This window comes from Pyxidicoccus sp. M15 (assembly GCF_056858435.1).
This window is the reverse complement of the sequence record NZ_CM166495.1, coordinates 2,025,665-2,049,283: the sequence shown is the minus strand read 5'-3', so window position 1 is coordinate 2,049,283 and position 23,619 is coordinate 2,025,665. Positions and strand designations below refer to the sequence as shown.

Below are 23,619 nucleotides of genomic sequence, written 5' to 3'. Positions count from 1 at the left end.
TGACGTGGCAGGCAGGCGGATATTCACCGGCCGGCGCACCCTCCTGCAATCCGCCCCCGGAACGGAGGGCCGGGCCTACTCCACCGGCCAGGTATGCAGGGGCTCGCCCGAGTCGGCGTGGAGCAGGTAGCGCTCCAGCATCGCCGCCAGCGCGTCCGGGCGGGGCATCCGCGCCTCCAGCCGCGCCAGCTCCCGCCGCTGCCAGCGCGCGCCCGTGCGCCCGAGCGCCACGCGCCGCTCGATGATGCCCAGCATGGCGTCCGCCTCGGCCGCGTCCACGCCGGCCTTCACCAGCCCCCGGTGCGCCAGCGGCAGCAGCCGGGGTACCAGCTCCACCACCGACACCGGCCTGGGGCTGGGCGCCGCGTCCGCGGGCCAGAGCAGCTCCGCGTCCAGCCCCTGGCGCGCCGCCCGGATGAAGTTGCCGTACGCGTGCACGAAGGGCAGCGCGGGCAGCAGCGCGTCCACCTGCTCCGCCAGCGCCAGCGTCAGGCCCAGGAGGAAGGCGCCGTTGGCCACCATGTCCACCACCGTGGGGCCGGCCGGCAGGGCGCGCAGCTCGATGCGCAGGTGGCCGGAGTCCTTGGGGTCATAGATGGCGCGGTTCCACGTCCACACCGTGCTCTGGTGCAGCCGCAGCTCGTCCAGCCCCGGCAGCCCGCCGGCCCGCACGCGCTCCAGCGGCGACTCGCGCCCCAGCACGGGCAACAGCGGCGGGTGCAGGGCCACCGCTTCCGCGAACAGCTCGTGGGCCCCCTCGCGGACCCAGCCGTGCCCGAAGGACACGCGCGCGTGCGGATGGAAGCCGCCCTCGCCCGGCTCGCCGCGGTCGTCCACCGCCTGCCGGAACAGCGCCACCCGCGTCTCGTCCCACAGCCGGTGCCCGAGCAAGAGCGGCGAGTTGCCGGACACCGCCAGCACCGGCGCCGTCGCCAGCTGCGCGGCGTTGTAGGCCCGCGCGAAGTCCGCCGGAGCCACCCGCAGGTGGTACTGGAGCGACGTGTTGGCGCCCTCCAGCGTCACGTCGTCCCAGGTGAGCGCCAGCGTGTCCTCGCCGCGGATGGACACGTGGAAGGGCGCGGCGCGCCTGTTGCGGATGGCCGCGGACAGCGCGCGGTAGCGGGCCTGCCCCGTCATCGCGCCGCTGCCCAGGTCCGCCTCGCGCAGCGTGGGGAGGATGCCGATGATGGCCACCCGCGCGCCCTGCGTGGCCGCCGCGCGCCGCACCTCGCGCAGCGTGTCCTCGAACTCCGCCTTCAGCGCGGCGAAGGGCCGCCCGGCCAGCGGCCCCGGGCGCAGGTTGACCTCCAGGTTGAAGCGGTCCATCTCCAGCGTCACCCGCGGGTCCACCGTCTGCGCCAGCACCTGACGGTTGATGGGCAGCGGGAAGCCCGCCGCGTCCACGAGGAACAACTCCAGCTCCGCGCCGATGGTGCTCGGCCCCACCCCGAAGCCCGGACGCGCCAAGAGCGCGCGCAGCGCCTCCAGGCTCTCCTTCAGCCGCCGCGAGAAGCGCTCATGGTCCTCCGGGCGGAACTCCTCCTGCTGGATGGCCAGACCCATATGGGTTCAAGGTGGGCACGACTTCATTCCCCGGCACGAGGACGGTGGGCTCGCCAGCCCGCCCGCTCCGGGCCCCGAGGCCCGGGCCGGCTCGACTCCCCGGCGCGCGGCCGGCAGATGCCCGCCCGCCGGGTGTGTTATCTCCGTCCATGGCCATGCCGTCCGACACGCCCGCCAACCTGTACGACTTCACGCGCCCCGCGCTGGGGGAGCTGCTCTCCGGCTGGGGCTTTGGCCCCTACCACCGCGACCTGCTGTGGACCGCGCTGTACCGCAAGCAGGTGCGCTCGCTGGACGAAGTGGAGGGGCTGCGCCCGGACCTCCAGGCCGCCCTGCGCGAGCGGACCCGGCTGGGCCACCTCGCCACGCACACCGAGACGTTCAGCAGCGACGGCCACACCCACAAGCTGCTGCTCAAGCTCGACGACGGGCAGACGATTGAGACGGTGCTCATGCGCTTCAAGGGCCGCGCCACCGTGTGCATCAGCACGCAGGCCGGCTGCGCCATGGGGTGCGTCTTCTGCGCCACGGGGCAGATGGGGCTGTCGCGCCACCTGACGCCCGGCGAAATCGTGGGCCAGGTGCTGCATGTCAATCGCATCCTCCGCGAGTCCAACGAGTCGCTGCGCAACGTCGTCCTCATGGGCATGGGCGAGCCCCTGCACAACTACGACGGGACGATGGCCGCGGTGGACGTGCTGGTGGACGCGCTCGGGCTGGCCATGGGGCCGCGCTTCATCACCCTGAGCACCGTGGGCGTGGTGCCCGGCATCCGCCGGCTCGCGGACGAGGAGCGCCCCGTGCACCTCGCCGTCAGCCTCCACGGCGCCACCGACGCCGAGCGCGCCGCGCTGGTGCCCGCCGGCCGCCGCTGGCCCCTGGACGAGCTGATGGACGCGTGCCGCTACTACAGCGAGAAGCGCAAGCGCCGCATCTTCTTCGAGTGGACGCTCATCTCCGGCCGCAACGACACGGCCGAGCACGCGCACACGCTGGGGAAGCTGCTGCACGGCATGGACGCGCACGTCAACGTCATCCCCCTCAACCCCACCGTGGGCTACGACGGCGGCCCCAGCCGCCCGGAGTCCGTGCGCGCCTTCCAGGACGTGCTGACGTCCTACGCGGTGCCCAGCACGGTGCGTCAGCGTCGGGGCATCGACATCGACGCGGGCTGCGGCCAGCTCAAGTCCACCGTGGAGCGACGCTCGCGCCGTTCACTTCCGACCAGCCCTTGAGGGCAGGGTGGGAACGACGGGCGGGTGTCACCGGCGTCCGTTAACGTGCGCGACCTTCCCGACCCTGAGGATTGTGCATGTCCCCGACTCCCACCGCAGCCGCCGCCGGCACCTTCAAGCTGGGCGACCTCACCGTCAACCGCATGGGCTACGGCGCCATGCGCATCACCGGCGAGGGCATCTGGGGCGAGCCGAAGAACCCCACCGAGGCGAAGGCCGTGCTGCGCCGCGCCGTGGAGCTGGGCGTGCAGCTCATCGACACGGCGGACTCGTACGGCCCCGACGTGTCCGAGCGCCTCATCGGTGAGACGCTCCACCCGTACCCCGCCGGCGTCGTCATCGCCACCAAGGGCGGACTCGTGCGCCCCGGCCCCGGCGACTGGAGACGCAACTGCAGCCCCGCGCACCTCACCCAGGCGCTGGAGGGCAGCTTGAAGCGCCTGCGCGTGGAGCGCATCGACGTGTACCAGCTCCACGCGGTGGACCCGCGCGTGCCGCTGGAGGAATCCGTGGGCACCCTCGCGCGCCTGCGCGAGCAGGGGAAGATCCGCCACGTCGCGCTGTCCAACGTGTCCGTGGAGCAGCTGCGCGCGGCGCGGCGCATCGTCCCCATCGTCTCCGTGCAGAACCGCTACAACCTCACGGACCGGCAGAGCGACGACGTGCTGGCGGAGTGCGAGCGCGAGGGACTGGGCTTCCTCCCCTACTTCCCGCTCGCGGCCAACGCGCTGACGGGGAGCACCAGCCCGCTGGTGCAGGCGGCGCAACGCCATGGCGTGACGCCCGGGCAGCTCGCGCTCGCATGGCTGCTGCACCGCTCGCCCGTCATGCTCCCGATTCCCGGCACCTCCTCCGTCAAGCACCTGGAGGAGAACGTCGCCGCCGCACAGGTCAAGCTCACCGCGGACGAGCTGCGCGCGCTGGAGCGCGCCTGACTCACTCGAAGGTGCGGCCCCCGCCCCACACCCACGTGTGTGCGTCCTGTCGGTGACGGACACGTTGGGTGAAACCGGAGGGGGGCCCTTGCACGCGACATGGACGTGGGCACATTCTTTCCATCGGTTTCATCGGGGAGGTGGGCGATGCTTTCCATCCAGGAGCACGCAACGCTGGATGAAGCGAGCAGCGACTTGCTCGACTTCGTCCTCGAGCCGTCCAACTGGCTCTCGGTGGCGCAGATGGACCCGGCCGCATGGCCCGGTCAGAACGCCGTCTATCAGCGCCGCGTCGGCACCCTGCGCGTCTGCGCCTCGGTGGACGTGGGCGCCACGCTGGACGTCTACCTGCACGTCGCCTTCCGCGCGCCGGGCCTCACCCCCGTGAAGGCCGCGGACCACCTGGAGGGCTTCCTCAAGCAGCGCATGCCGCTGACGCCCAACTCCGAGTGGCAGGTGGAGGTGGACGAGCGCCGGTGGATCCACTTCTCCCGGCGCTACGCGGCCCCGCACCTCAAGGCTTGAGCGACTTCAGGCGCCCGGGCCGTCGAGCTCACGGCTTGAGCGACTCCAGCTGGTAGTGGCGCAAGGGCTGCGCCACGTTCTTCACCGGCGTCTCCGACAGCGGACCGAAGCGCAGCCCCTGGAAGAAGGGCTCGCGCGACGTGGCCAGTACGTCGCGCACGCTCGCCATCACCAGCGTCTCGCGGAAGCCCGCCAGGGACTGCAGGCGCGCCGCCTGGTTCATCCCGCTGGAGAAGGCCGTGTACTGCCGGTTGGGGCCGAACAGGCCGCAGTTGGCGTTGGCCAGGTTGACGCCCACCGCCACGCCCAGCCCGGGCAGCTTCACCCGCTGGCACAGCGCCGCGACTTCCTCGCGCGCGCCGAGTGACGCGGTGAAGGCCTGGATGTCGCACGCGGCCCTCACCGCGGCCTGCGCGCGCTCCAGCCGCGAGGACTTGAAGAAGGGCGGGCCGAAGAGGCCGATGACGCAGTCGCCGACCATCTTGTCGAACACGCCGCCGTGCTCCCAGATGCAGCCCACGGCGCGCTCGCTCCACTCGTCCACGAAGCGGCCGATGTTGCGCGGGCTGTCGAAGCCGTGCTCGCAGATGCGGGTGAAGCCGTTGATGTCCGCGAAGAGGATGCCGACTTCCTGGTCCTGCGCGCGCAGGTGCTGGGCGTAGTTCGGGTCCTGCAGCAGCGCGTCGATGACGGCGGTGGGGAAGAACTGCGACAGGTGGATGCGCTCGCGGTTGTAGTCCAGCAGGCGCTGGCTGAGCGTGGAGGCCAGCACGCGGATGAGGTCCATGGAGTACGCGGAGAAGCCCGCGTCGCTCCAGATGACGATTTTTCCCAGCGGCTCGCTGGAGGCCGCGCCGGAGATGAGCACCGCCTCGGTGGTGCGGCCGCCGAAGAGCTGGCGCAGCGCGGCCTCCTCGCTCGCGAGCAGCCGCGGGCCGTGCTGGCGGATGGCCTTCTCCAGCACCGGGCTGGGCTGCTCGCCGCTCTCGAACTCCAGGTAGCCGTTGCGGTAGGTGCGGTAGTGCAGCACGTGGGGCTGCACGGCGTCGCGGTACAGCAGGAGGAAGCCCGGCAGCCGCACGCGCTGCGCCAGCGTCAGCACCGCCTGGTCCATGCCCGCCTCGAAGACGGGGTTGGCCAGGTGCGCGTTGCACTGGAGGATGAGCTGGTGCTTCTCCGACGCGGTGTGCACGAGGCACAGCACGGTGTCGAGCTGCTCGGCGACGGTGTCCAGCACGCGCAGCGCGCGCGCCGCGGCCTCCGGGGCGGTGAGGTCCCCGGGGAAGAGCATGCCGAAGGTGCCCACGCGGGTGCCGGCCACGTCCAGCGCCTGGGTGACGAGCGTATCGCCCTCCACGCGCCTCGCGCCGGACGGGCCCTCCAGGAGCGAGCCGGGGAAGCGGTCTCCCCAGTCGCCCTCGCTCCAGGTCTGCTCCACCAATTCCTCGTCGCGGGTGGTGATGGCCACGGCCCGCGCGCCGGTGAGCTTGAGGACGGACGGGAAGCAGCGCCGGAACGACCAGGCGAGCGTCTCCCGCTCGCGGAGGCTCTCCTCGAGGAGGTCATCCACGGCGCGCTGGAGGGTGCGCAGGGCCTTGTATTCTTCGAGGGTGAAATCGCTGGGCGAAGGCTGCGGCGCGTTCGGCATGGAAAGGGTTTCTACCGCCGCTTGGCCGTGCTGTCACAGGGCGGGAGCGTGCGGCTGTCCCCCCACGACTCTTCCGCCTTCGACTTCGATGACCCAGTACCCCTCGTGGCCGGCCTCGGTGGAGGAGCCGGCACCGAAGAGGTGGGGCCGGTCGGCGGTGGCCGGGTGGTGGTAGCGCTCGTGGATGTGGCCGTGGAGGACGGCGAAGCGCGGGCCGGGGAGCAGGCGCAGCAGGGCGTCCGCGTCCCGCAGGCCGTGGTTCCACCGGTCCGCGCGGCCCTTCCGGTTGCGGGGCGCGTGGTGGACGACGACGAGCACGGCGCGGCCGTCCAGGCGGGCGTCCTTCAGCAGGGCAGCCAGGCCTCCGAGCTGGGCCTCGCCGATTTCGCCATAGGGGAAGGCAGGCAGGGGGGCGCGGCGGGTGGAGAGCAGGCCCACGACGGCGGCGTCGGCTCCGACGAGCCGGACGAAGGGATAGGGGCCCTCGCGCTGGTACTCGGGAAGGTCGCTGTGCAGCAGCTGGCCGAAGTGCCGGCCGAAGCGGTCGGCGCGGATGCTGCCCGGGGTGAAGACATCGTGATTGCCGGGGACGACGGTGAAGCGGCGGGGGTCCTCGGCCAGCGGGCCCAGGGCCCTGCGGGCTCCGGCGAACTCGCCGTCGAGCGCGTAGGCGGTGAGGTCGCCGGAGAGGATGACGTGGTCCACGGCGTGGGCCTCGGCGTCACGGACGATGGCGGAGAGGACCTGGGGGGCGCGGACGTAGCGCTTCGCGCGGCCTCCCAGGGTGAGCTCGACCAGGGCGAACCAGCGCCGCCAGCCGAGCCGGAGCAGGGGGAGCGTGGTGTAGTCCTCGGTGATGTGGACGTCGGAGCAGTGGACGAAGCGCATTGGGGGTATCCCGCCTGGGGAACGGCCGGCCGGAGGGCGGCATTCTCTCCGGTTCCGGCCTCCAGGGAAGAACAACCCGGAGGCGCGCTGAGATATCCCCCCTTCCGCAGACGCGTGCGGCTTTGTCTTGTCGCTCGACGCGCTCGTCTTGGGCTCGCAGATGAGCCATTGAGGGCTGATTGGAGGCGGTGCGGTGGCCGTCTCGAAGTGCCGCTCATGGGAACAGGCCGGGGGGCTATGATTTGCGGACCATGCGCGTCGTTCACGTTTTGTGGTTCGTATTGCTCGCCGCGCCCCCGTTGGGCTGTTCCACCGTCCCGCGCGCGCCCATGCAGCAGGCCTGGGATGAGGCGGAGGTGGGGTGCGACGAGTCTCCCGACGACCCATGCGTCAGCCTCCTGTGCTTGGGGGCGGCCTGCGGCTTCTACCGCTGCGGGGACCTGCCCGGTGAAGTCGAACTGGCGCGCTTCCCTCCTGCGCGCCCGCCCGCAGCGGCGGCCGCACCTGGCATGGGGCCTCGGCGAAACCAGGGCGCGGCGCAGAACCTGCCCAAGGGCGCCGTCATGGTCTTCCCCAACTGGAACGGGGCCCCCGACCGAATCACCCCGCCATCACGCCAGCTCACGCCCGGGCAATGGGAGAAGCACCACATCTTCCCGCAAGCACGAGAACTCAAGGAGTGGTTCGAAGCCCAGGGCGTCAAGATTCACGGCTACACCATGCCCATTCCGCGCGAGCTTCATCAGCGGATTCACAACGTGGGGGGACGCGGGGGGCCGTGGAACCAAGCATGGCGAGACTTCAGGAAAGCGAAGCCCAACGCGAGCCCAACGGAGATTTTCAAGCACGCCGGGGAACTCATCCACCGCTTCGACCTCATCGGAGGGCACATTCAGCCCTACCATTCGCGCCCCGGAGCGTGAGGGCGCATGAACCGATTCTTCTGGGTGGATGAGGACAGGGCCGTCGTGGACAGGTACGGCGGGGAGGCGCATGGGGCACACACGTGGAAGCTACCCGGCGCGAAGTGCGACACATGCGGCGTCATATGGAGCGGCGCAGGCCACAAGTACCCGTGCGTCGACCTGTCGCAACTGCCCGAGCAGCGCGAGTTCCTGAAGGCCAGACCCGAGCCCTTCCGTGAATTCGCACGTCTGCGCGAGCTGGTGCGTCCCCTGGCGCCCCCCCATGCCGTGCTGCCACCCGGTACAGGCTTCGGGCCGCTGCTGGGAACTGCCTTCGGAAGGCTTCCGTCCTTCAGTTGGATAATCGAGGTGCTTCTTGTGCGCCGAGACGCGCTGGAACGTCTCCAGGCGGAAGGCGTGCGCGGGCTGCTGGGCTGTCGCACGGAGCTGCGATTCCGCCAGAAGAACCCACCGGAGATGCTGGAGCTTCAGATTGAGCCGCACGGCCGCTTGCATCCGGACTGCATCCCCCCAGATGAGCCGCCACCGTGTGCCACCTGTGGGCGGTTCGGACTCACGCGGCCAGATGAACCCATCCTGGACGCGGCATCCCTGCCCCCAGCACTGGACCTGTTCCGGGTGGGGAACTTCGCCACGATGGTCATCGGCACCGAACGGTTCGTTGAGGCTGTACGCCGCCTGGAACTGGACGGCCTCACCTTCCGCGAACTGCCGACGCGGTAGCCGCGGCTCCAGGGCGGGGATGTTCATGCCCTGGAGGCGGCCAGGCGGAGGTTGAACTACCGCATTCCGTCCGATTCCACCGCGTCGGGTATTGTCTTCCCCGACGATGATTCGAACCGCGCTCCTGCTCAGCCTCATCCTCGGTGTCCTCCCCGCCGTCTCGGAGGCCGGCGCGCCCAGGAAGGCGCGCGCCGTGAAGGTCGCCGTCCTCCCGTTCCAGGCCGTCTCCGCCGACGTGCCCACGCGCACCGGGCCTCGTGTCACGGCACGCCTCGCCGCGGAGGTTCATGCCGCGGCGGGCCTCGCGCTTGCCGAGGTACCCCGGGCCCCCGAGGCGCCCCCTGGCGGGCCCGCGTCCGTGGCGCGCGCGGCGGGAGAGGCCACCTCCACGGCTCAGGCCGGTGCACGCGGGACCGCGCAGGACACCAAGGCCACCCCTGCCGTGGCACGTGAGACCGCGAAGGAAGCCACTGCCACGCAACGCGACGCCGTGCAGGCACCCACCGCTGAGCCTCTCTCCGTGGCGCGCGAGGCCATGAAGGAGGCCACCGCCGCACGGGACGCCCGTGACTTCAAGCGCGCGGACGTCGCAGTGACTCGCGCGCTGGAGGCCTACGCCGCCGGGGCCGCGCAGCTCACGGAGGCCTCCGAGCTGGCGGACGCATACGCCCTCCGCGCCGCCGTTCGCTACGCCACCGGCCGTGACGCGGACGGCGCCGCCAGCCTCACCCAGGCGCTCGCCCTCGCACCCCACCGTCCCCTCCCGCTCGCCGCCACCTCTCCCCTCTTCGCGAAGACGGTGGAGCGCGTGCGCGCCGCGCAGCAGTCCGCCCCTCGCGGCGGCGTGCGCTTCGAGTCCATTCCCTCTGGACTCGCGGTGACGCTCGACGGCAGGCCCCTGGGCACCGCGCCCCTGCGTGTCACGGACGTGCCTCCCGGCGCGCACCTGTGGCGCTCGGTGCTTCCCTCGGGCGATGTCGTCGGTGGCGTGGTGGAGGTGGCTCCGGACAAGCAGGCCGTGGTGCAGGTGCGCCCCTCCGGCACCGGCCCCGACGCGGCGCTCGCCCTGGCCCTCGCGAGCAACCGACTGGACGCCTCGGCGCTGGAGGCCGCCTCGGCGCTGGGGCGCGCTGCGGGCGCGGACCTCGTGGTGCTCGGCACGGTGGCGCGCACCGTGACGGGCCTCGCGGTGGATGCGTTCGTCCTCGCCCCCGGAGACACGACGCCGCGCCGACTGGCCCGCCTGTCGGTCGACACGGAGTTGCTGGAGGCCAGCGCGCCGCTGCGAGAAGGCGTCGCCACTCTCGCCGCGCGCGGCGTGGAGGCCGGCGTGTCAGAGCCCCTGCCCGTGGTGCCCGCGCCCGGCGAGGCCTTCGCGCCCCCGCCCTCGCAGGTGCCGTACCCCGTGAGCGTGGAGCCCGCCCCGGAAGCGCCGAAGCCCACCGCGCCGGCACCTGACCGCAAGCCCCTGCAGCCCATCCGCAAGCCCCTGGTCCGGCCGTGACCTCGTCTGGCACCAGCTCCGGCCCCCACGCCCCGGGTCCGTCCGTGAGCCCGTCTGGCACCAGCTCCGGCCCCCAAGCCCCGGGGCCGTCCGTGAGCCCGTTCCGCGGCCGCTTCGCGCCCAGCCCCACGGGGCGCATGCACCTGGGCAACATCCGCAGCGCGCTGCTCGGGTGGCTCCAGGCTCGCGCCGCCGGGGGCCGCTTCCTCCTGCGCATCGAGGACCTGGACCGCGCGCGCTGCAAGCCCCAGCACGTGGATGACCTGATGCGCGACCTGGAGTGGCTCGGCCTCACCTGGGACGAGACACCCCTCTTCCAGAGCCAGCGCGACGACGTCTACCGCGACGCCCTCGCGAAGCTGGAGCGCGACGGCCTCGTCTACCCGTGCTTCTGCACGCGCGGAGAAATCGCCCGCGCCGCCAGCGCCCCGCATGGCCTCTCCGAGGAAGGCCCCCGCTACCCCGGCACCTGCGCGCACCTCACCGCCGACCAGGCCGCCGAGCGCGCACGCACCCGCGCGCCCGCGTACCGCTTCCGCGCCCGCCCCGGCGAGGTGCGCTTCGAGGACGCGCTGCTCGGCCCGTACACGCAGGACGTGGACGCCGTGGTGGGCGACTTCGTGGTGCGCCGCAACGACGGCGTGGCCAGCTACCAGCTCGCGGTGGTGGTGGACGACGCGGCCACCGGCATCTCTCACGTGCTGCGCGGGGACGACCTGCTGTCCTCCACGCCCCGGCAGCTCCAGCTCTACGCGGCGCTCGGCCTCCCCGCGCCGTCCTTCCTCCACGTCCCGCTGGTGCTCGGGGAAGACGGCAAGCGGCTCGCCAAGCGCGAGGGCGCCTTCGCCCTGGCAGAGCTGCGCGAGCGGGGCCTTCCTCCCGAGCGCGTCCTGGGCCTGCTCGCCGCGTGGAGCGGGCTGGGCGAGGGCGCCCCGGTGACGCTGGCGGAGCTGGTGAGCAGGTTCCGAATCGAAGCGCTGCCTCGCACGCCCGTGGTGGCCCGCGAAGCGGTGCTCGTCGAAGCACTCGGCCTGCGCTGAGCTTCCACTCCCCCCTCCCCCCAGGACATCCGGGCGACGGGGAATCGTCCCCCCCTTGTCACATGCCCATCTTTGCCTCGGACCCGAGCGTCCACTCCATGCGGGCGCTCCTCGAAGCAAGGAGAGGCAACCATGGCAGCCATCGTGGAGAACGAAAGACCCGCCGTCGTCCCAGCCGTCGCGGGAGTTCCCTCCAAGCTCAGCTGGAGCGCCATCTTCGGAGGCACCTTCGTCGCGCTCGGCGTCTGGATTCTCCTCTACTCCCTCGGCCTCGCGCTCGGACTGTCCGCGATGGACCCGAGCGACCCGAGCAGCGCGAAGTCGGCGGGCATCGGCACCGGCATCTGGAGCCTCATCGCGCCCCTCATCTCGCTCTTCGTCGGCGGCTTCGTGGCCGCGCGCACCGCGGGCGTGCTGGACAAGGGCGGCGGCGCGCTGCACGGCGCCGTGCTGTGGGGCCTCACGACGCTGGCGGGCGTCATCCTCATGAGCATGGCCATCTCATCGCTCATGGGCGCGGTGTTCAACGTCGGCAAGACGGCGGTGGGCGCGGCGGGCTCGGCCGTGGTGGGCGCCGCCTCGCAGGGCGGTGAGGCCGCGAAGAGCTTCGGGCTGGACGCCAATGACGCGCTCGGCCCCATCAACCAGCGGCTGACCCAGGAGGGAAAGCCCACCATCACCGCCGACCAGCTCCAGGCGGCCACCGGCGACGTCCTCAACACCGCGCTGCGCACGGGCCAGTTGGACCGGGAGGTGCTCGTCACCTCCATCGCGGACAACACGAGGCTGTCCCGCCAGGACGCGGAGGACGTCGCCACCCGCGTCGAGCAGCAGTTCAATCAGAAGAAGGGACAGGTGCGGGAGCAGGCGGGCCAGATTGGCCAGCAGGTGCAGGAAGGCGCGCTCAAGGCCGCGGACACCACCGGCCGCGTCTTCTGGGGCATCTTCGGCGCCCTGCTGCTGGGCCTCGTCTCCTCGGTGCTGGGCGCCACGGTGGGCGTGAGCCGGCGCCAGCGCGTGCGGGCGGAAGGAGTCGTCGTGCCGGGCCCGCGCCGCGAAGTGCATCCGTAGAGAGGGAGCATCCTCATCCACGGACATCCACATCGACGGCAGCCGCTTCGACGCCAGGCGCTGCCGCTGCCGCTGCGGCCGCGTCCGCCTGGCCGGGTCCGCGCGCCACCGCTGAAGTCACGGGTGTCGCGGCTCCGCCTGCTCCCGCGCGTAATGCGTTGGCGGCAGTCCGACGTGGCGAGAGAAGGCGACGCTGAAGGTGCTCGCGGAGCTGTAGCCGACCTGCTCCGCGACCTCGGCGACGGTGACCTCCTTGCGCCGCAGCAGGTCCTTCGCCAGGGCCATGCGCCAGCCGAGCAGGTACTCCATCGGGGCAACGCCCACCGCGCGACTGAAGCGCTCGAAGAACGACGAACGGGACAGCGCGGCCTCCTTCGCCAGCTGCGCAACCGTCCACGCCCGGGTCGGGCTCTCGTGCATCCGTCGTATCGCGACGGCAAGGCGCTCGTCGGCGAGCCCGCGCAGCAGGCCCGGCGACGCCGCGGTGCCCGCCGTGGAGCGGAGGGCTTCGATGAGAAGGACCTCGAGGAGGCGGGCGAGGATGACCTCGCGCGCGGGCCGCCGCTCGCGGGACTCCTCCCTCACGAGCTCCACGAGGGTGGCGAGCCTCCGCTCGCCGCGAACGTGCACGAACCGCGGAAGGAGCGAGACGAGCAGGCTCGCGTCCGGGGAAGCGAAGACGCAATACCCCACCAGCATCCGAACATCCGGCGGGCCACCTGGATTGCCGTGTCTGATTTCGCCGCCGGGCAACACGACGTGCGCGGTGTCGCGCCTCCCTCTCGGCGGCTCGAGGCTCGACGCCGTGAAGTCGAACGCCGAGGGAATCAGGACGAAGTCCCCCTTTTCGAGGCGCACCGGCTCTCGTCCGTCGACCGCGAGGCGGCTCGCCCCCTCGAGGACCGCGCAGTAGAAGGGCCGCCCGGCTTCCGCGCGCCGAACGCTCCACCGGCCTGCCCCGCTGACGAGCTTCGAGAACGGGGCGCCCGGCTGGAGCAGGGTGACGACTTCCGCGAGCGGATCGATCATGTCCGGACTCCTGCCAACGAAATACGGACTTCCTATTGTAGTCCGTCCGGCCTCCGCTCCCTATCGTCTTGGGAGTCAAACCCCACCGACAGGAAACGCCATGAAGACGATTCTGATCACCGGCTGCTCGTCCGGCTTTGGCCTCGACACCGCCCGCTACTTCCTCGAGCGCGGCTGGAAGGTCATCGCCACGATGCGCACGCCGCGCGAGGACGTGTTGCCCCGGTCCGAGCAACTGCGCGTGCTCGCGCTCGACGTCAATGACCCGCGGAGCATTCGTGAAGCGGTGGAGGCCGCGGGTCCCATCGACGTGCTGGTCAACAACGCGGGCGTTGGCCTGCTGGGCGTCTTCGAGGGCACCTCGATGGAGACGGTCCGCGCCACCTTCGAAACGAACACGTTCGGTGCGATGGCCGTGACCCAGGCGTTCCTGCCTCAGTTCAGGCAACGCAAGGCGGGGGTCATCGTGAACGTCTCGTCGAGCACGACGCTGAAGCCGCTCCCGATGCTCGCCGTGTACACCGCGAGCAAGGCGGCGCTCAACGCGTTCACCGAGTCGCTCGCGCTGGAGCTCCAGCCCTTCAATGTGCGGGTCAGCCTCGTGCTTCCGGGGCAGGCCCGCGAGACCTCCTTTGCCCAGAACGCACAGGCCTGGATGCAGAAGCAGGGCGTCGCCATCCCCGAGGCGTACTCCGACTTCGCGCGGAGCGTTTTCGAGAGAATGACGGGGCAGCAGTCGGGGCTGTTCACCCGGTCGCTCGACGTGGCGGAAGCCATCTGGCGTGCGGTGAACGAACCGTCGGGCCCGCTCCGCCAGCCCGCCGGCGCGGACGCCGTGGAGCTGGCCAGGTCGCGCTGAGCCCAGGGGTCGCGCCGCTCCAACGAGGAGGAGGGGCGCCAACCTCGCCGGAAGCATCGTCTTCGGAGGCGAGGGGAGCAAGGCACGGTGGGCGAGGGGCCGCGCGGGAGAACACCCGCGCTCGCGAGGCCCGGTCCGCGCCCCCGCGCGTGCGTCCCCACGCGCGAAGCGTCGCTTTTCGCACGGAGCGCCGCCCATGTGGGGGCGATGCGCTAACGTCGAGCGAAGCTGATGCGGCGAGGGGCCGCTGGACCCGGCCGCCCGGGCCACGTCCCCTCCTGAAAACTCCCGACGGGGGACCCATGACCCGGAGCACCACCTCCCTGCTGTTCCTGGCCGCGCTCACCACGCTCGTGAGCGGCTGCTTCCTGCGCACCGACTACCTGCTGAGCGAGCTGAACAAGCCCTCGGAGCCCAAGGCCGCGCCGCCGCCCATTCCCGCCCGCGAGCGCGTGGCGCGCCTGACGCGCTCGCACCTCGTGGACTCGTACGTGGACCCGCGCGAGGTGGCCCGCTGGATGTCCGCCATGGGCCAGTCGCCCCAGGTCATCCTCGACCAGGTGGAGTGCCTCCGCAGGACTTCCGGCGGCACCAACCAGGCCTGCTTCCAGACCTTCATGGACAAGGCCGTGTCGGCGCCGCTCTGGGGCCTGCCGCCGCCTCCGAAGGACGTGGACCCCATCAACCCGGCCGCCGCGGAGGTGGACGCGGCGCGCTTCCTCGGCAACGCGCTGGGCATCGCCCAGTCGCTGGTGTCCCTGCAGGACTCGCTGCAGGAGCCGGTGGGGCCGGAGGTGCTCGGCCCGGGCATCCTCGAGGGCGCCGAGTCCGCCGCGCAGTACATCAGCGCCCGCCGCTGGCACCGCACGCTGGGGCGCCCGTCCAACGCCGTCGTCCTCAGCGGCGGCGGTGCCAATGGCGCATTCAGCGCCGGCATCATGTGGCGGCTGCTCGGCATCCTCCAGCAGTGCCGCGGCAAGCCCGCCCCCGAGGGCTGCGGCGATGCCCGCATCGACCTGGCCGCCGGCACCAGCACCGGCGCGCTCATCAGCACCCTCGTGGACCTGTTCCACACGCCCGGCCAGGAGGACAAGGCCCGGCAGATGCTCATCGAGAACTACACCTGCTCGGTGGAGTCGGACCTGTACTGCGTCAACTCCACCTGGATATGGAAGATTGCCTCGGACCTGCGCGGGCTCGTCCGCTTCGACGGCGTCGAAGCCAAGCTGCGCGGCGCCGTCACCCCCGCGCAGCTCACCAACGACACGGAGCTGGTGACTGTCTCGGTGGACTTCAACACCGGCGACGTCTACGGCATCAGCGACCAGGACCCGCAGGACATCAACCCGAGGGCGTCCGAGAAGCAGCGCGTGGACGGAGTCATCAACGCCGCGGTGGCCTCCATCGTCGAGCCCGTGCTCGCCGAGCCGGTGCCGTGGCTGCCCTCCAACGCCGGCCGCTTCCGGGGGACGTTCCTCGACGGCGGCGTGCGCTCCGGCCTGCCGCTGCTCCAGGCCGTCCAGCGCGGCGCCGAGCGCGTGCTCATCATCTCCACTGGCGGCCTCCAGGCGGAAACCGCCAACCCGCCGCCCCATGCCGTCAGCACGCTGATGCGCACCATCGACCTGTTCGTCACGCAGCCGCGCGTGGGCGAGGTGCAGCAGGGCGAGCTGGCCGCCGTGGGCCGGCGCTTCGCCGAGTACAACGTCTGCGAGGAGCGGCTGGCGGACGTGGACAACGAGGGCAACATCGGCCCGTTCTGCCGCCGCACCGGCCCGGGCTTCGTCCCGAAGGAGCCCGTCGCCCTGCAGGCGGCCACCAGCATGTGGCTGGGCTCCGCGCGCTTCGACCAGGTGGCGTCCAGCTGGCGCTCGGCGTGGATGTTCCGCCCGGAGTCCCAGCTGCAGACGGCCAGCGGCTACTCGTTCTCCCCGGACGTCATGCGGCCGCTCTTCCAGGACGGCGTGAAGACCTTCCAGCAGCGGTGCACGGAGGTGCTGCGCCTCTTCGACATCCGCGGCGACATCGCGAAGCGCGAGTGCGACAAGCCCGTGGACGCGGCGGTGGCCGAGGCCGAGGCGCAGTTCGCCCCGGTGGGCCAGTGCACGGCCAAGAAGCCGGAGCAGCGCGATTGCGACTGACCTCCGAGCAGATGCGGCGCGTGGTGCACGCCATCTCCGCCGGCACGGACCCGGCCCCGCCGCCCGTGTCCCCGCGGGCCGCCCTCTCCGTGCGGCCCCAGGTGAGGGCCCCCCTGCTCGCGAAGGAGCACGCGCGCTGGTGGACCGCGCCCAACGTGGTGGGCCTGTGCTTCGCGCCCAAGCTGAAGCGCGGGCGCGTGGACGACCTGGCGCTCCAGGTGCTGGTGCGCCTCAAGCGTCCGAAGAGCAGGGTGGCGGCAAGCCGCCGCATTCCCGACTCGGTGAACCTGGAGGCGCTGGGGCTGCGGGGCCGCGTGCCCACCGACGTGCGCGAGGTGGGCACGCCGTGGCTGGAGTCGCTCATCAGCAACGAGCGCCCGGTGCTGCCGGGCTTCAACATCAGCCACCGGCGCGGCGGCTCCGGCACGCTGGGGTGCGTGGTGCGCTCCTCCGAAACGGACGAGTTGCTGGGCCTGTCCTGCGCGCACGTCATCGGCAACTACGGCCGCGGCGCTCCCGGGGACCGCGTGCTCGTCCCGTCGAAGGAGGAGGCAAGGGACCACGGAGGCCTCGCGGCGGCGCGGTTCGGCACGCTCGTGCGCATGGGGCCGCTCGTCCCTGGCCGGGAGCAGGCCGCCACCAACGTGGACGCGGCGACGGTGCGCCCGGACAGGCCCGAGCTGCTCGGCACGTCCATCGCCGTGCTGGATTTGACGCCCCTCCGAATCCGGGACGACGTCCCCCTCGACTTGCCGGTGCGACTGGTGGGCGCCACCAGCGAGAAGGTGTCCGGCACCATCGCGGCGCTGCACCTCACCATCGGCCTGCCCTACCCCACCGGGGACGGTGGCGAGCAGGTGCTCTGGTTCGCGGACCAGCTCGGCGTCACGCCCTGCACCCACCCGGGAGACTCAGGGGCGCTGGTGGTGGACGACGCGGGCGCGGCGGTGGGCCTGCACCAGGCGGGCGCCGAGGGCCTGAGCGTGTGCACGCCCATCCGCCGCGTGCTCGACAGCGTCGGGTGCACCCTGACGGTGGAGTGAGACCTATCCTTTGCGGTGGGCGCCCATTGCCGGGCCCCGCGTGAGCGCATGTCCAACCCTTCCGTCATCCGCTGGGCCATCCTCCCCCTGGTGGGCCTGGGCATCCTGGTGCTCGCCGCCGCGCTGTCCTGGTGGCTCATCCGGCCCGTGGAGCCCCCCCGGCCCGAGCAGGCGCCGCCGCCCCCCATGGAGGCCGAGCGCCCCGAAGACCCCTCGCTTCCTCCCCTCGAAGCGCCGGCCGTCGTCCCGCCCCCGGCCTTCCCCTCCCACCCGAGCCAGCTCCCCGCGACAGCGGCACCGACACCGACACCGGCGCCGCCCCCCACCGCCACCGCGACGCGGCGGGTGGCGGAGGTGGAGCCCGTCATCGAGACCACCACCGGGCGTATCAGCCCCGACGACGTCCGCGTCGCCATCCGGGCCGTGACTCCGCTCGTGCAGCAATGTTTCGAGGACGCAGCACAGCGGAACCGGGGGCCACAGACGGTGCGGCTGCGCTTCACGGTGGAGGGGCGGGAGGCGGAGGGGCAGATGACGGGCGGGGAGCTGCTGGCGAGCACCATTCCGGACCCGATGGTGCAGGCGTGTGTGCTGGACTCGCTCCTGGACGCCCGGTTTCCCGCCCCGCCGGGTGGGGGGAAGGCAACGGTCGTCTACCCCTTCGAGTTCCGCGTACCGGAGGAGGCTGGCCGGTAGGGGCGGGTTTTGCGTAAGGTGGCGCTCCCCCACCCCTTCATGCCCGTCACCGTCGAACAGCTTGGGACCCAGGACGCGGAAGCCCTGCGGGCGCTGCTGTCGAAGGACCCCATCCACAACCTCTACCTGCTGGGGTTGCTGGAGGAGTTCGGCATCGCCCCGCGCGGGCGGGTGCCGTTCGCCTTCTACGGGCGCTTCGACAACCAGGTGCTCACGGCCGCCGTCTTCGTGGGCGGCGAGGGCGGGCTGGTGGTGCCCAGCGCGAGCGACGCCAGCGCCACCAGCGTCATCGCGGACGCGCTGGCCTCGTCGCTGAAGCTGCGGGGCACGGTGGGGGACAAGTCCGCGGTGGACGCGCTGGTGCGCAGCCTGTGCCAGGGCAAGCCGCGCCTGTCGCGCACGCAGCGGCTGTTCAGCGTGTCCGCGGATGACCTGGGCCCCTTCACCAACCCGCTGCTGCGGCTGGCGCGCGAGGAGGACCTGCCTCGGCTCCTGCCCCTGGCGCAGGGCTTCGTGCGCGAGGCGCTGGAGAGAGACCCGCTGGCGGAGGACCCGCGCGGCTACGAGGCCCGCGTCGTCCAGCGCGTGCGCCAGCGCCGCACGTACGTGCTGGAGGAGGCGGGCGGGCTGGTGTTCAAGGTCGACATCGGCAGCCGCTCACAGTACGGCGCGGAGCTGGAGGGGCTCTACACGCTGCCGGCCGAGCGGAAGAAGGGCCACGCCACGCTGTGCCTGGGCCAGATTTCCCGGCACCTGCTGTCCTCGCTGCCGCGCCTGACGATGCGAATCGACGAGCGCGACGAGAGCACCGCCCGCATCGCCCGCAAGGTCGGCTACCTGGCCGGCCGCACCCAGCGGCTCGTCCTGGTCGACTAGCCCCGCCGGGCCTGGTGGACTCTGCTCCAAGGTCGTCCGTACCCTGCCTGCCATGCTGAAGCCGACCATCCGGTCCGTTCTCGCGTTTGCCTGCGTCCCGCTGGCGCTGGGGTGCTCCAGCTCCGCGCACTCCACGGCGAAACGCGACCTCTACGCACAGTCCACCTGCATGGACAGCGAGACGTGCTGCTTGCAACGGAACCCGGGGGTCCCCGAGGCGTGTGGCTTCACTGCATCCGAAGCCGCCATCCTCATGGCTGGCGCGAAGGAGGCCGCCGACAGCGCCAGCAGCGCAGCTGTTCCCTGGGACGACTCGCACAACGCCGACCTGCCCGAATGGAAGCGGCGCTGCATCCGGAACTACGGTGATTGCCAGGAGCGCGGCTGGACGGGCTCCTGCTACGACTGCCTTCGCTACTGCGAGGGACAGCAGGAGTGGCCTGACGACAAGTGCAGCCCTCCAGAAAGGAAGAGGAAGTAGCGCATGACCGGGCAGCTCGATTGGGACCCCATCCGCGCGCTGGCTCGCCGGGTGCTCCGCGAAGGGGCTCCACTCGTCCTTGCTGACGATGTGCGCGCGCTGCTCACGCGCTCCGCACGTGAGGTCGCCATCAGCGACGAGGACACCGCGCGAGCCCTGGCTTCGGATGACGGAGCGCTGGAACTTCTCCGAGAAGTTTCACGACGTATCCGTGAAGGCTCCAACAGGCTCTCCGACGCCCTTCACTCCATGTACCGCCATCAGGACGCCGGCGACTACGACAGCGCACGCCAGTTGATGCGTGACCTGCTCGCCGTTGAAGTCGTCCCCTTCTATCGGGACATCGCAGAGGGGCAGCTCGACGCCATGGAGGACAAGCCGTGAGTGTGACGGTAGCCGGATGCTCGATGAGCGGGCAGGCTTGACCGAATCGCGGCGGAGTGACGGTGCTCCCGGTCCCCTGGCACATGTCACCGTGCACAGCAGGCGGAGGGATGGCATACAGTCCGCGCCCGCATGAGCCGTCCCACGCCTTCCCGCCGTCCCCTCTCCGGAGAGGGTCCCGTCATCCTCCACGCCGCCACCGACGCGCGCTGGCTGCCGCTGGCACTCGAGCGCTTCGACGAGGTGCTGGTGGACCATGCCCACTGCGAGAAGAAGGCCGCCGCCAACGCGCTGTCCCTCCTCCAGATGTACCCGGACCTGCCGGGGCTGCCGGCGCAGATGGCCCGCCTGGCCCGCGAGGAGAGCGCGCACCTGGCCAAGGTGCTGGAGCTCATGGACGCGCGCGGCCTGACGCTGACGAAGGACTCTGGCGACCCGTACGCCCAGGCCCTGCAGAAGCTGGTGCGCACCCCGTCCGCGGAGCGCCGCGTGGACCGGCTCCTGGTGGCCGCCGTCATCGAGGCCCGCTCGTGCGAGCGCCTGTCGCTGCTCGCCGAGGGGCTCACCGACCCGGCGCTCGCGCGCTTCTACGGAGAGCTGGCCCAGTCCGAGGACGGGCACCAGTCCCTCTTCTTCCGGCTGGCCGTCACCGCCGCCAACGGCGACGAGGCCCCCGTGCGCGAGCGGCTGGAGTGGATGCTGGAGCACGAGGCCCGCGTCATCACCGACGTGGGCCTGCGCGCCGCCATCCACTGAAGCCGCGTCAGGGCGACTGGGCCGTCGGCCCCGGGCTCGCGGGCGCCACGGCGCTCACCGGCGTCCCGCGCGCGGGCTGCTCGCCGGCCGCCTTCTGGAAGGGCCACACCCAGGGCACGGCCACCACCAGCGCGGCCACGAGCAGCGCGGTGAGCGGCGTGCCCAGCCGGAAGAAGTCCGTGAAGCGGTAGTGCCCCGGGCCGTAGACGAGCACGCAGCTGGGCTCCAGCGGGGTGATGAACGAGCAGCTGGCCGCCAGCGTCACGCCCATGGCGAAGGCGCGCGGGTCCACGCCGAGCTGCTCGGCGGCGTTGAGCGCCACCGGCAGCACCACCAGCGCCGCGGCCTGGTTGCTCATGGGCGCCGACAGGACGATGGTCAGCACCATCAACAGCCCCAGCACCGTGCGCGGCCCACCGTACGCCCCCAGCTCCGCCACCGCATTGCCGATGTACTTCCCCGCGCCGCTCTCCTCCATGGCCAGGCCCAGCGCCATCATGGAGCCGATGAGCAGCACCACGCGCCAGTCCACCCGGAAGGCGATGCGCGCATCCACGCACCCGGTGGCAATCATCGCCAGCATGCCGGTGAGCCCCGCCACCGACAGCGGCACCAAGCCCAGCGAGCCCGCTCCCAGCGCCCCCAGGAAGAGCACCACCGCCAGCAGCGCCTTGCGGTGGCGCGGCGGCTGGTAGTCGTGCCCGCCCAGCACCACCAGGTTGGCGCCCTTCGCCAGCTCCGACACCTTCTCCTTCGGCCCGCGCAGCAGCAGCACGTCGCCCACCGACAGCGGCATCATCGACAGCGAGCGCTCGCCGAAGATGCGCCCCAGCAGCTGCAGCTTGGTGACGCGCTGAATCGCCGGCTTGCGGTGCAGCGCCAGCGCGACCAGGCCGTAGCGCTCCAGGAACAGCGTCTCCTTCAGGCTGCGCCCCACCAGCGGGCTGCCCTGCGGCACGCTGGCCTCGATGAGGACGCTGTCCTTGTCGCTCAGCTCCGTGTCCGACAGCCGCACGTCCGGCCGGATTTCGATGCCGCGCAGGTCCTTCACCCGGAGGATGTCCTCGCGGTTGCCCTCCACGATGAGGCGCTCGTCGCCATGCAGCCGGTACGTCGGCACCGCCGGCAGCGTCTGCCCGTCGCGGATGATGCCGATGACGCGCAGGCCGAGCCCCTCCGTGATGTCCGCCAGCTCCTTGCCCACGTAGCGCGAGTCCGCCGGCAGCATCGCCTCCGTGAGGTAGTCGCGCAGCGTCCAGTCGTCCACGCTCCCCTGCCCCTCGCGCGCCGGCAGCAGGAGCGGCCCCAGCAGCACCACCACGAGTATTCCGATGACGGCCAGCGGGAAGCCCACCGGCGCCAGCTCCGTCACGCCGATGGCCGGCATCCCCATGCGCTGCAGCGCCGCGGACACCACCAGGTTGGTGGACGTGCCGTAGAGGAAAATCATGCCGCCCAGCATCGACGCGTAGGCCAGCGGCAGCAGCACCTTGCTCTTGGGCACCTTGGCCCGGTGCGCTGCGCCAATGGCCACCGGCAGGAAGGCCGCCGTCGTCACCGTGTTGGAGATGATGGAGGAGAAGGCCGCCACCGCCACCATCATCGCCATGACGAATGTCTGGTGGCCGAAGCGGGCGAAGAAGGCCAGGCGCTGCCCGATGAGCTGCACCACACCCGTGGAGGCGAGCCCCTGCGTCATGGCCAGCAGCGTGAAGATGAAGATGACGGTGTCGTTGCTGAAGCCCTCGAAGGCCTGCGTCGGCGTGAGCACGCCCGTCAGCGCCAGCAGGCACACCACCACCAGCGAGCTGACCTCGATGGGGATGGTGTCGAAGGAGAACAGCACCAGCGCGACGACGACGATGCCGAGGACGATGGCGATGGTCATGAAAGGGGCCCGCCACCAACCTGTGCCCTCTCCCCCCGCGGGGTCAGCCCCCTGGCGCACTGCGCCGTCCACTATTGAAAGCCCGGTCGCTGGTACGTGGAATCAGGAGCGCCCTGCCCGGAAGGCCGGTTCACCGCCGGACGCCCCCTCGCGAGCACCGCCGTCCGAAGGTCTCCCGTCTGGCCCGACGCGTGCTTGGGGCCCTGCCACCATGTCCGGCCCGCACGACCTCTTCGTCCGCTACACCTTCGGCCACCCCGAGCGGGCCGCGGCCGAGCTGCGCGCCGTGCTGCCCGCGCACGTCGTCTCCGCCGTGGACTGGACGTCTCTGCGCAGAGAGCCCAGCAGCGTCGTGGACCCGGAACTGCGAGAAACCGAGAGCGACCTGCTCTTCACGGCGCGCCTGCGCACCGGCCCCCCGCTGCTGCTGTACGTGCTGCTGGAGCACCAGTCCACGGTGGACCGGTGGATGGCGCTGCGCATGCTGCGCTACGTGGTGCGCCAGTTGGAGCGCTGGCGCCAGGAGCACCCGGACAGCACCGAGCTCCCGCCCATCCTCCCGCTCGTCATGTACCACGGGCCCGAGGGGGCCTGGACGGCGCCACGCCGGGTGGAGGAGCTCTTCGCGTTGCCGGAGAAGGAGCGGGCACGGTGGCGTGCACTGGTACCGCGCTTCGAGTACCTGCTCGATGACCTGACAACGGAGCGTGAGGAGGCGCTGCGCTCGCGGACTGGTCCACCCCTGGCCCGGCTGGCATGGCTGGCGTTGCGGTACGGGCGCAGCAGAGCGCTGGCGCGGAAACTGCCGGAGTGGGTGGCGCTCTTCGCGCAGGTGCAGGCAGGCTCCGAAGGCACCGACGGGTTGGCGGTGCTCATCCGGTACCTCATGTTGACAGGAGACGAGGCCACGCGTGAAGCCACCGGGCAGGTGTTACATTCGGTGCTGGGTGAGCAGCGCACGGAGGAACTGATGCGGGGCTACGGCGAGGAACTCATCGAGCGGGGACTCCAGCAGGGCCTGGAAAGAGGCCGGCAGGAGGGCCTGGAGCAGGGACTGGTTCGCGGACGCGCCGAGGCCATCCTGCGGATCCTCACCGCGCGGGACGTGCCGCTGAACGAATCGGCCCGGAAGCGCATCCTCTCCTGCACGGACATGGCCACGCTGGACCGCTGGTTCGACAAGTCCCTGAGCGCCACCACCTTCTCCGAGGTGTTCGATGACCGGGCGTAGTCGCCGCTGACAGCGTCGTCAGGTGCGGGCCTCCGTACGCGGTAAGCCCCCTGGCGCAGTGTGTCGTCAACTACTGGAAGCCCGGTCGCTGATAAGTGGAATTAGGAGAGCCCTGTCTGGTGGCCCGGTTGACTGCCGGACGCCAGTTGCATTCCCGGCCTCCTTCCAGAAGGTTTG

The 23,619-nt window shown here is 71.6% G+C and carries 22 protein-coding genes; 17 read left to right on the top strand and 5 right to left on the bottom strand.

All coding sequences use genetic code 11. The annotated features are described in order from the left end of the window. Nucleotides 1-75: 75 nt before the first annotated feature. Nucleotides 76-1,563: a glutamate-cysteine ligase family protein gene (locus tag ACX9TP_RS08190; protein ID WP_482979168.1), complete on the bottom strand. Its 1,488-nt coding sequence runs from the start codon at nt 1,561-1,563 to the stop codon at nt 76-78. Between the two features lie 155 nt (nt 1,564-1,718). Here ACX9TP_RS08190 and rlmN point away from each other — a divergent pair, with 155 nt between their 5' ends. The 3 genes from rlmN to ACX9TP_RS08175 all read left to right on the top strand — a co-directional run bounded on the left by rlmN (nt 1,719) and on the right by ACX9TP_RS08175 (nt 4,258). Continuing rightward, on the top strand, nt 1,719-2,798 hold the full coding sequence (gene rlmN / locus ACX9TP_RS08185; protein WP_482982133.1) for a dual-specificity RNA methyltransferase RlmN: 1,080 nt from the start codon (nt 1,719-1,721) through the stop codon (nt 2,796-2,798). Nucleotides 2,799-2,875: 77 nt separating this feature from the next. Then, entirely contained in the window at nt 2,876-3,733 is an 858-nt protein-coding gene (locus tag ACX9TP_RS08180) for an aldo/keto reductase (RefSeq protein ID WP_482979167.1), read from the top strand. Between the two features lie 147 nt (nt 3,734-3,880). Further along, a complete protein-coding gene (locus tag ACX9TP_RS08175) occupies nt 3,881-4,258 on the top strand; it encodes a hypothetical protein (protein WP_482979166.1) in 378 nt (125 codons plus the stop codon). Nucleotides 4,259-4,286: 28 nt separating this feature from the next. Here ACX9TP_RS08175 and ACX9TP_RS08170 read toward each other — a convergent pair whose 3' ends face one another. Continuing rightward, nucleotides 4,287-5,906, bottom strand: a complete 1,620-nt coding sequence (locus ACX9TP_RS08170) for an adenylate/guanylate cyclase domain-containing protein (protein WP_482979165.1) — start codon at nt 5,904-5,906, stop codon at nt 4,287-4,289. 33 nt (nt 5,907-5,939) lie between these two features. Then, nucleotides 5,940-6,794 (bottom strand): metallophosphoesterase family protein, encoded by an 855-nt coding sequence (locus ACX9TP_RS08165; RefSeq protein WP_482979164.1) that lies wholly within the window; start codon nt 6,792-6,794, stop codon nt 5,940-5,942. 251 nt (nt 6,795-7,045) lie between these two features. Here ACX9TP_RS08165 and sitA6 point away from each other — a divergent pair, with 251 nt between their 5' ends. The 5 genes from sitA6 to ACX9TP_RS08140 all read left to right on the top strand — a co-directional run bounded on the left by sitA6 (nt 7,046) and on the right by ACX9TP_RS08140 (nt 12,058). After that, entirely contained in the window at nt 7,046-7,717 is a 672-nt protein-coding gene (gene sitA6, locus ACX9TP_RS08160) for a SitA6 family polymorphic toxin lipoprotein (RefSeq protein ID WP_482979163.1), read from the top strand. 6 nt (nt 7,718-7,723) lie between these two features. Next, complete coding sequence (sitI6, locus tag ACX9TP_RS08155; RefSeq protein WP_482979162.1) at nt 7,724-8,443, top strand: SitI6 family double-CXXCG motif immunity protein; 720 nt, start codon at nt 7,724-7,726, stop codon at nt 8,441-8,443. 106 nt (nt 8,444-8,549) lie between these two features. Then, complete coding sequence (locus ACX9TP_RS08150) at nt 8,550-9,947, top strand: PEGA domain-containing protein (RefSeq protein ID WP_482979161.1); 1,398 nt, start codon at nt 8,550-8,552, stop codon at nt 9,945-9,947. Between the two features lie 92 nt (nt 9,948-10,039). Beyond that, nucleotides 10,040-10,987, top strand: coding sequence for a tRNA glutamyl-Q(34) synthetase GluQRS (gluQRS, locus tag ACX9TP_RS08145; protein WP_482979160.1), 948 nt, complete (start codon nt 10,040-10,042; stop codon nt 10,985-10,987). A gap of 132 nt (nt 10,988-11,119) precedes the next feature. Beyond that, nucleotides 11,120-12,058, top strand: coding sequence for a hypothetical protein (locus ACX9TP_RS08140; protein ID WP_482979159.1), 939 nt, complete (start codon nt 11,120-11,122; stop codon nt 12,056-12,058). A gap of 117 nt (nt 12,059-12,175) precedes the next feature. Here ACX9TP_RS08140 and ACX9TP_RS08135 read toward each other — a convergent pair whose 3' ends face one another. Then, nucleotides 12,176-13,087, bottom strand: a complete 912-nt coding sequence (locus ACX9TP_RS08135; protein WP_482979158.1) for an AraC family transcriptional regulator — start codon at nt 13,085-13,087, stop codon at nt 12,176-12,178. Nucleotides 13,088-13,187: 100 nt separating this feature from the next. Between ACX9TP_RS08135 and ACX9TP_RS08130 the strand changes: the two genes are divergently transcribed. The 8 genes from ACX9TP_RS08130 (at nt 13,188) to ACX9TP_RS08095 (ending at nt 20,323) form a co-directional block, all read left to right on the top strand. Further along, nucleotides 13,188-13,946, top strand: a complete 759-nt coding sequence (locus ACX9TP_RS08130; RefSeq protein ID WP_482979157.1) for an SDR family oxidoreductase — start codon at nt 13,188-13,190, stop codon at nt 13,944-13,946. 302 nt (nt 13,947-14,248) lie between these two features. Next, nucleotides 14,249-16,087, top strand: coding sequence for a patatin-like phospholipase family protein (locus tag ACX9TP_RS08125; protein WP_482979156.1), 1,839 nt, complete (start codon nt 14,249-14,251; stop codon nt 16,085-16,087). After that, nucleotides 16,078-17,130: a chymotrypsin family serine protease gene (locus ACX9TP_RS08120; protein ID WP_482979155.1), complete on the top strand. Its 1,053-nt coding sequence runs from the start codon at nt 16,078-16,080 to the stop codon at nt 17,128-17,130. Before ACX9TP_RS08125 ends, ACX9TP_RS08120 begins: the two co-directional genes overlap by 10 nt. A 48-nt stretch (nt 17,131-17,178) precedes the next feature. Next, on the top strand, nt 17,179-17,826 hold the full coding sequence (locus tag ACX9TP_RS08115; RefSeq protein ID WP_482979154.1) for an AgmX/PglI C-terminal domain-containing protein: 648 nt from the start codon (nt 17,179-17,181) through the stop codon (nt 17,824-17,826). Nucleotides 17,827-17,865: 39 nt separating this feature from the next. Then, nucleotides 17,866-18,702, top strand: a complete 837-nt coding sequence (locus ACX9TP_RS08110) for a GNAT family N-acetyltransferase (RefSeq protein WP_482982132.1) — start codon at nt 17,866-17,868, stop codon at nt 18,700-18,702. A gap of 253 nt (nt 18,703-18,955) precedes the next feature. Next, nucleotides 18,956-19,183: a hypothetical protein gene (locus tag ACX9TP_RS08105; protein ID WP_482979153.1), complete on the top strand. Its 228-nt coding sequence runs from the start codon at nt 18,956-18,958 to the stop codon at nt 19,181-19,183. Nucleotides 19,184-19,186: 3 nt separating this feature from the next. Further along, nucleotides 19,187-19,567 (top strand): DUSAM domain-containing protein, encoded by a 381-nt coding sequence (locus ACX9TP_RS08100; RefSeq protein ID WP_482979152.1) that lies wholly within the window; start codon nt 19,187-19,189, stop codon nt 19,565-19,567. Nucleotides 19,568-19,699: 132 nt separating this feature from the next. After that, nucleotides 19,700-20,323 (top strand): MiaE family protein, encoded by a 624-nt coding sequence (locus ACX9TP_RS08095; protein WP_482979151.1) that lies wholly within the window; start codon nt 19,700-19,702, stop codon nt 20,321-20,323. 7 nt (nt 20,324-20,330) lie between these two features. Here ACX9TP_RS08095 and ACX9TP_RS08090 read toward each other — a convergent pair whose 3' ends face one another. Next, entirely contained in the window at nt 20,331-22,211 is a 1,881-nt protein-coding gene (locus ACX9TP_RS08090; RefSeq protein WP_482979150.1) for an SLC13 family permease, read from the bottom strand. 211 nt (nt 22,212-22,422) lie between these two features. Between ACX9TP_RS08090 and ACX9TP_RS08085 the strand changes: the two genes are divergently transcribed. Further along, nucleotides 22,423-23,442 carry an Rpn family recombination-promoting nuclease/putative transposase gene (locus tag ACX9TP_RS08085; protein WP_482979149.1) on the top strand — a complete coding sequence of 340 codons (1,020 nt, stop codon included), beginning with the start codon at nt 22,423-22,425 and terminating at the stop codon, nt 23,440-23,442. Nucleotides 23,443-23,619: the final 177 nt, after the last annotated feature.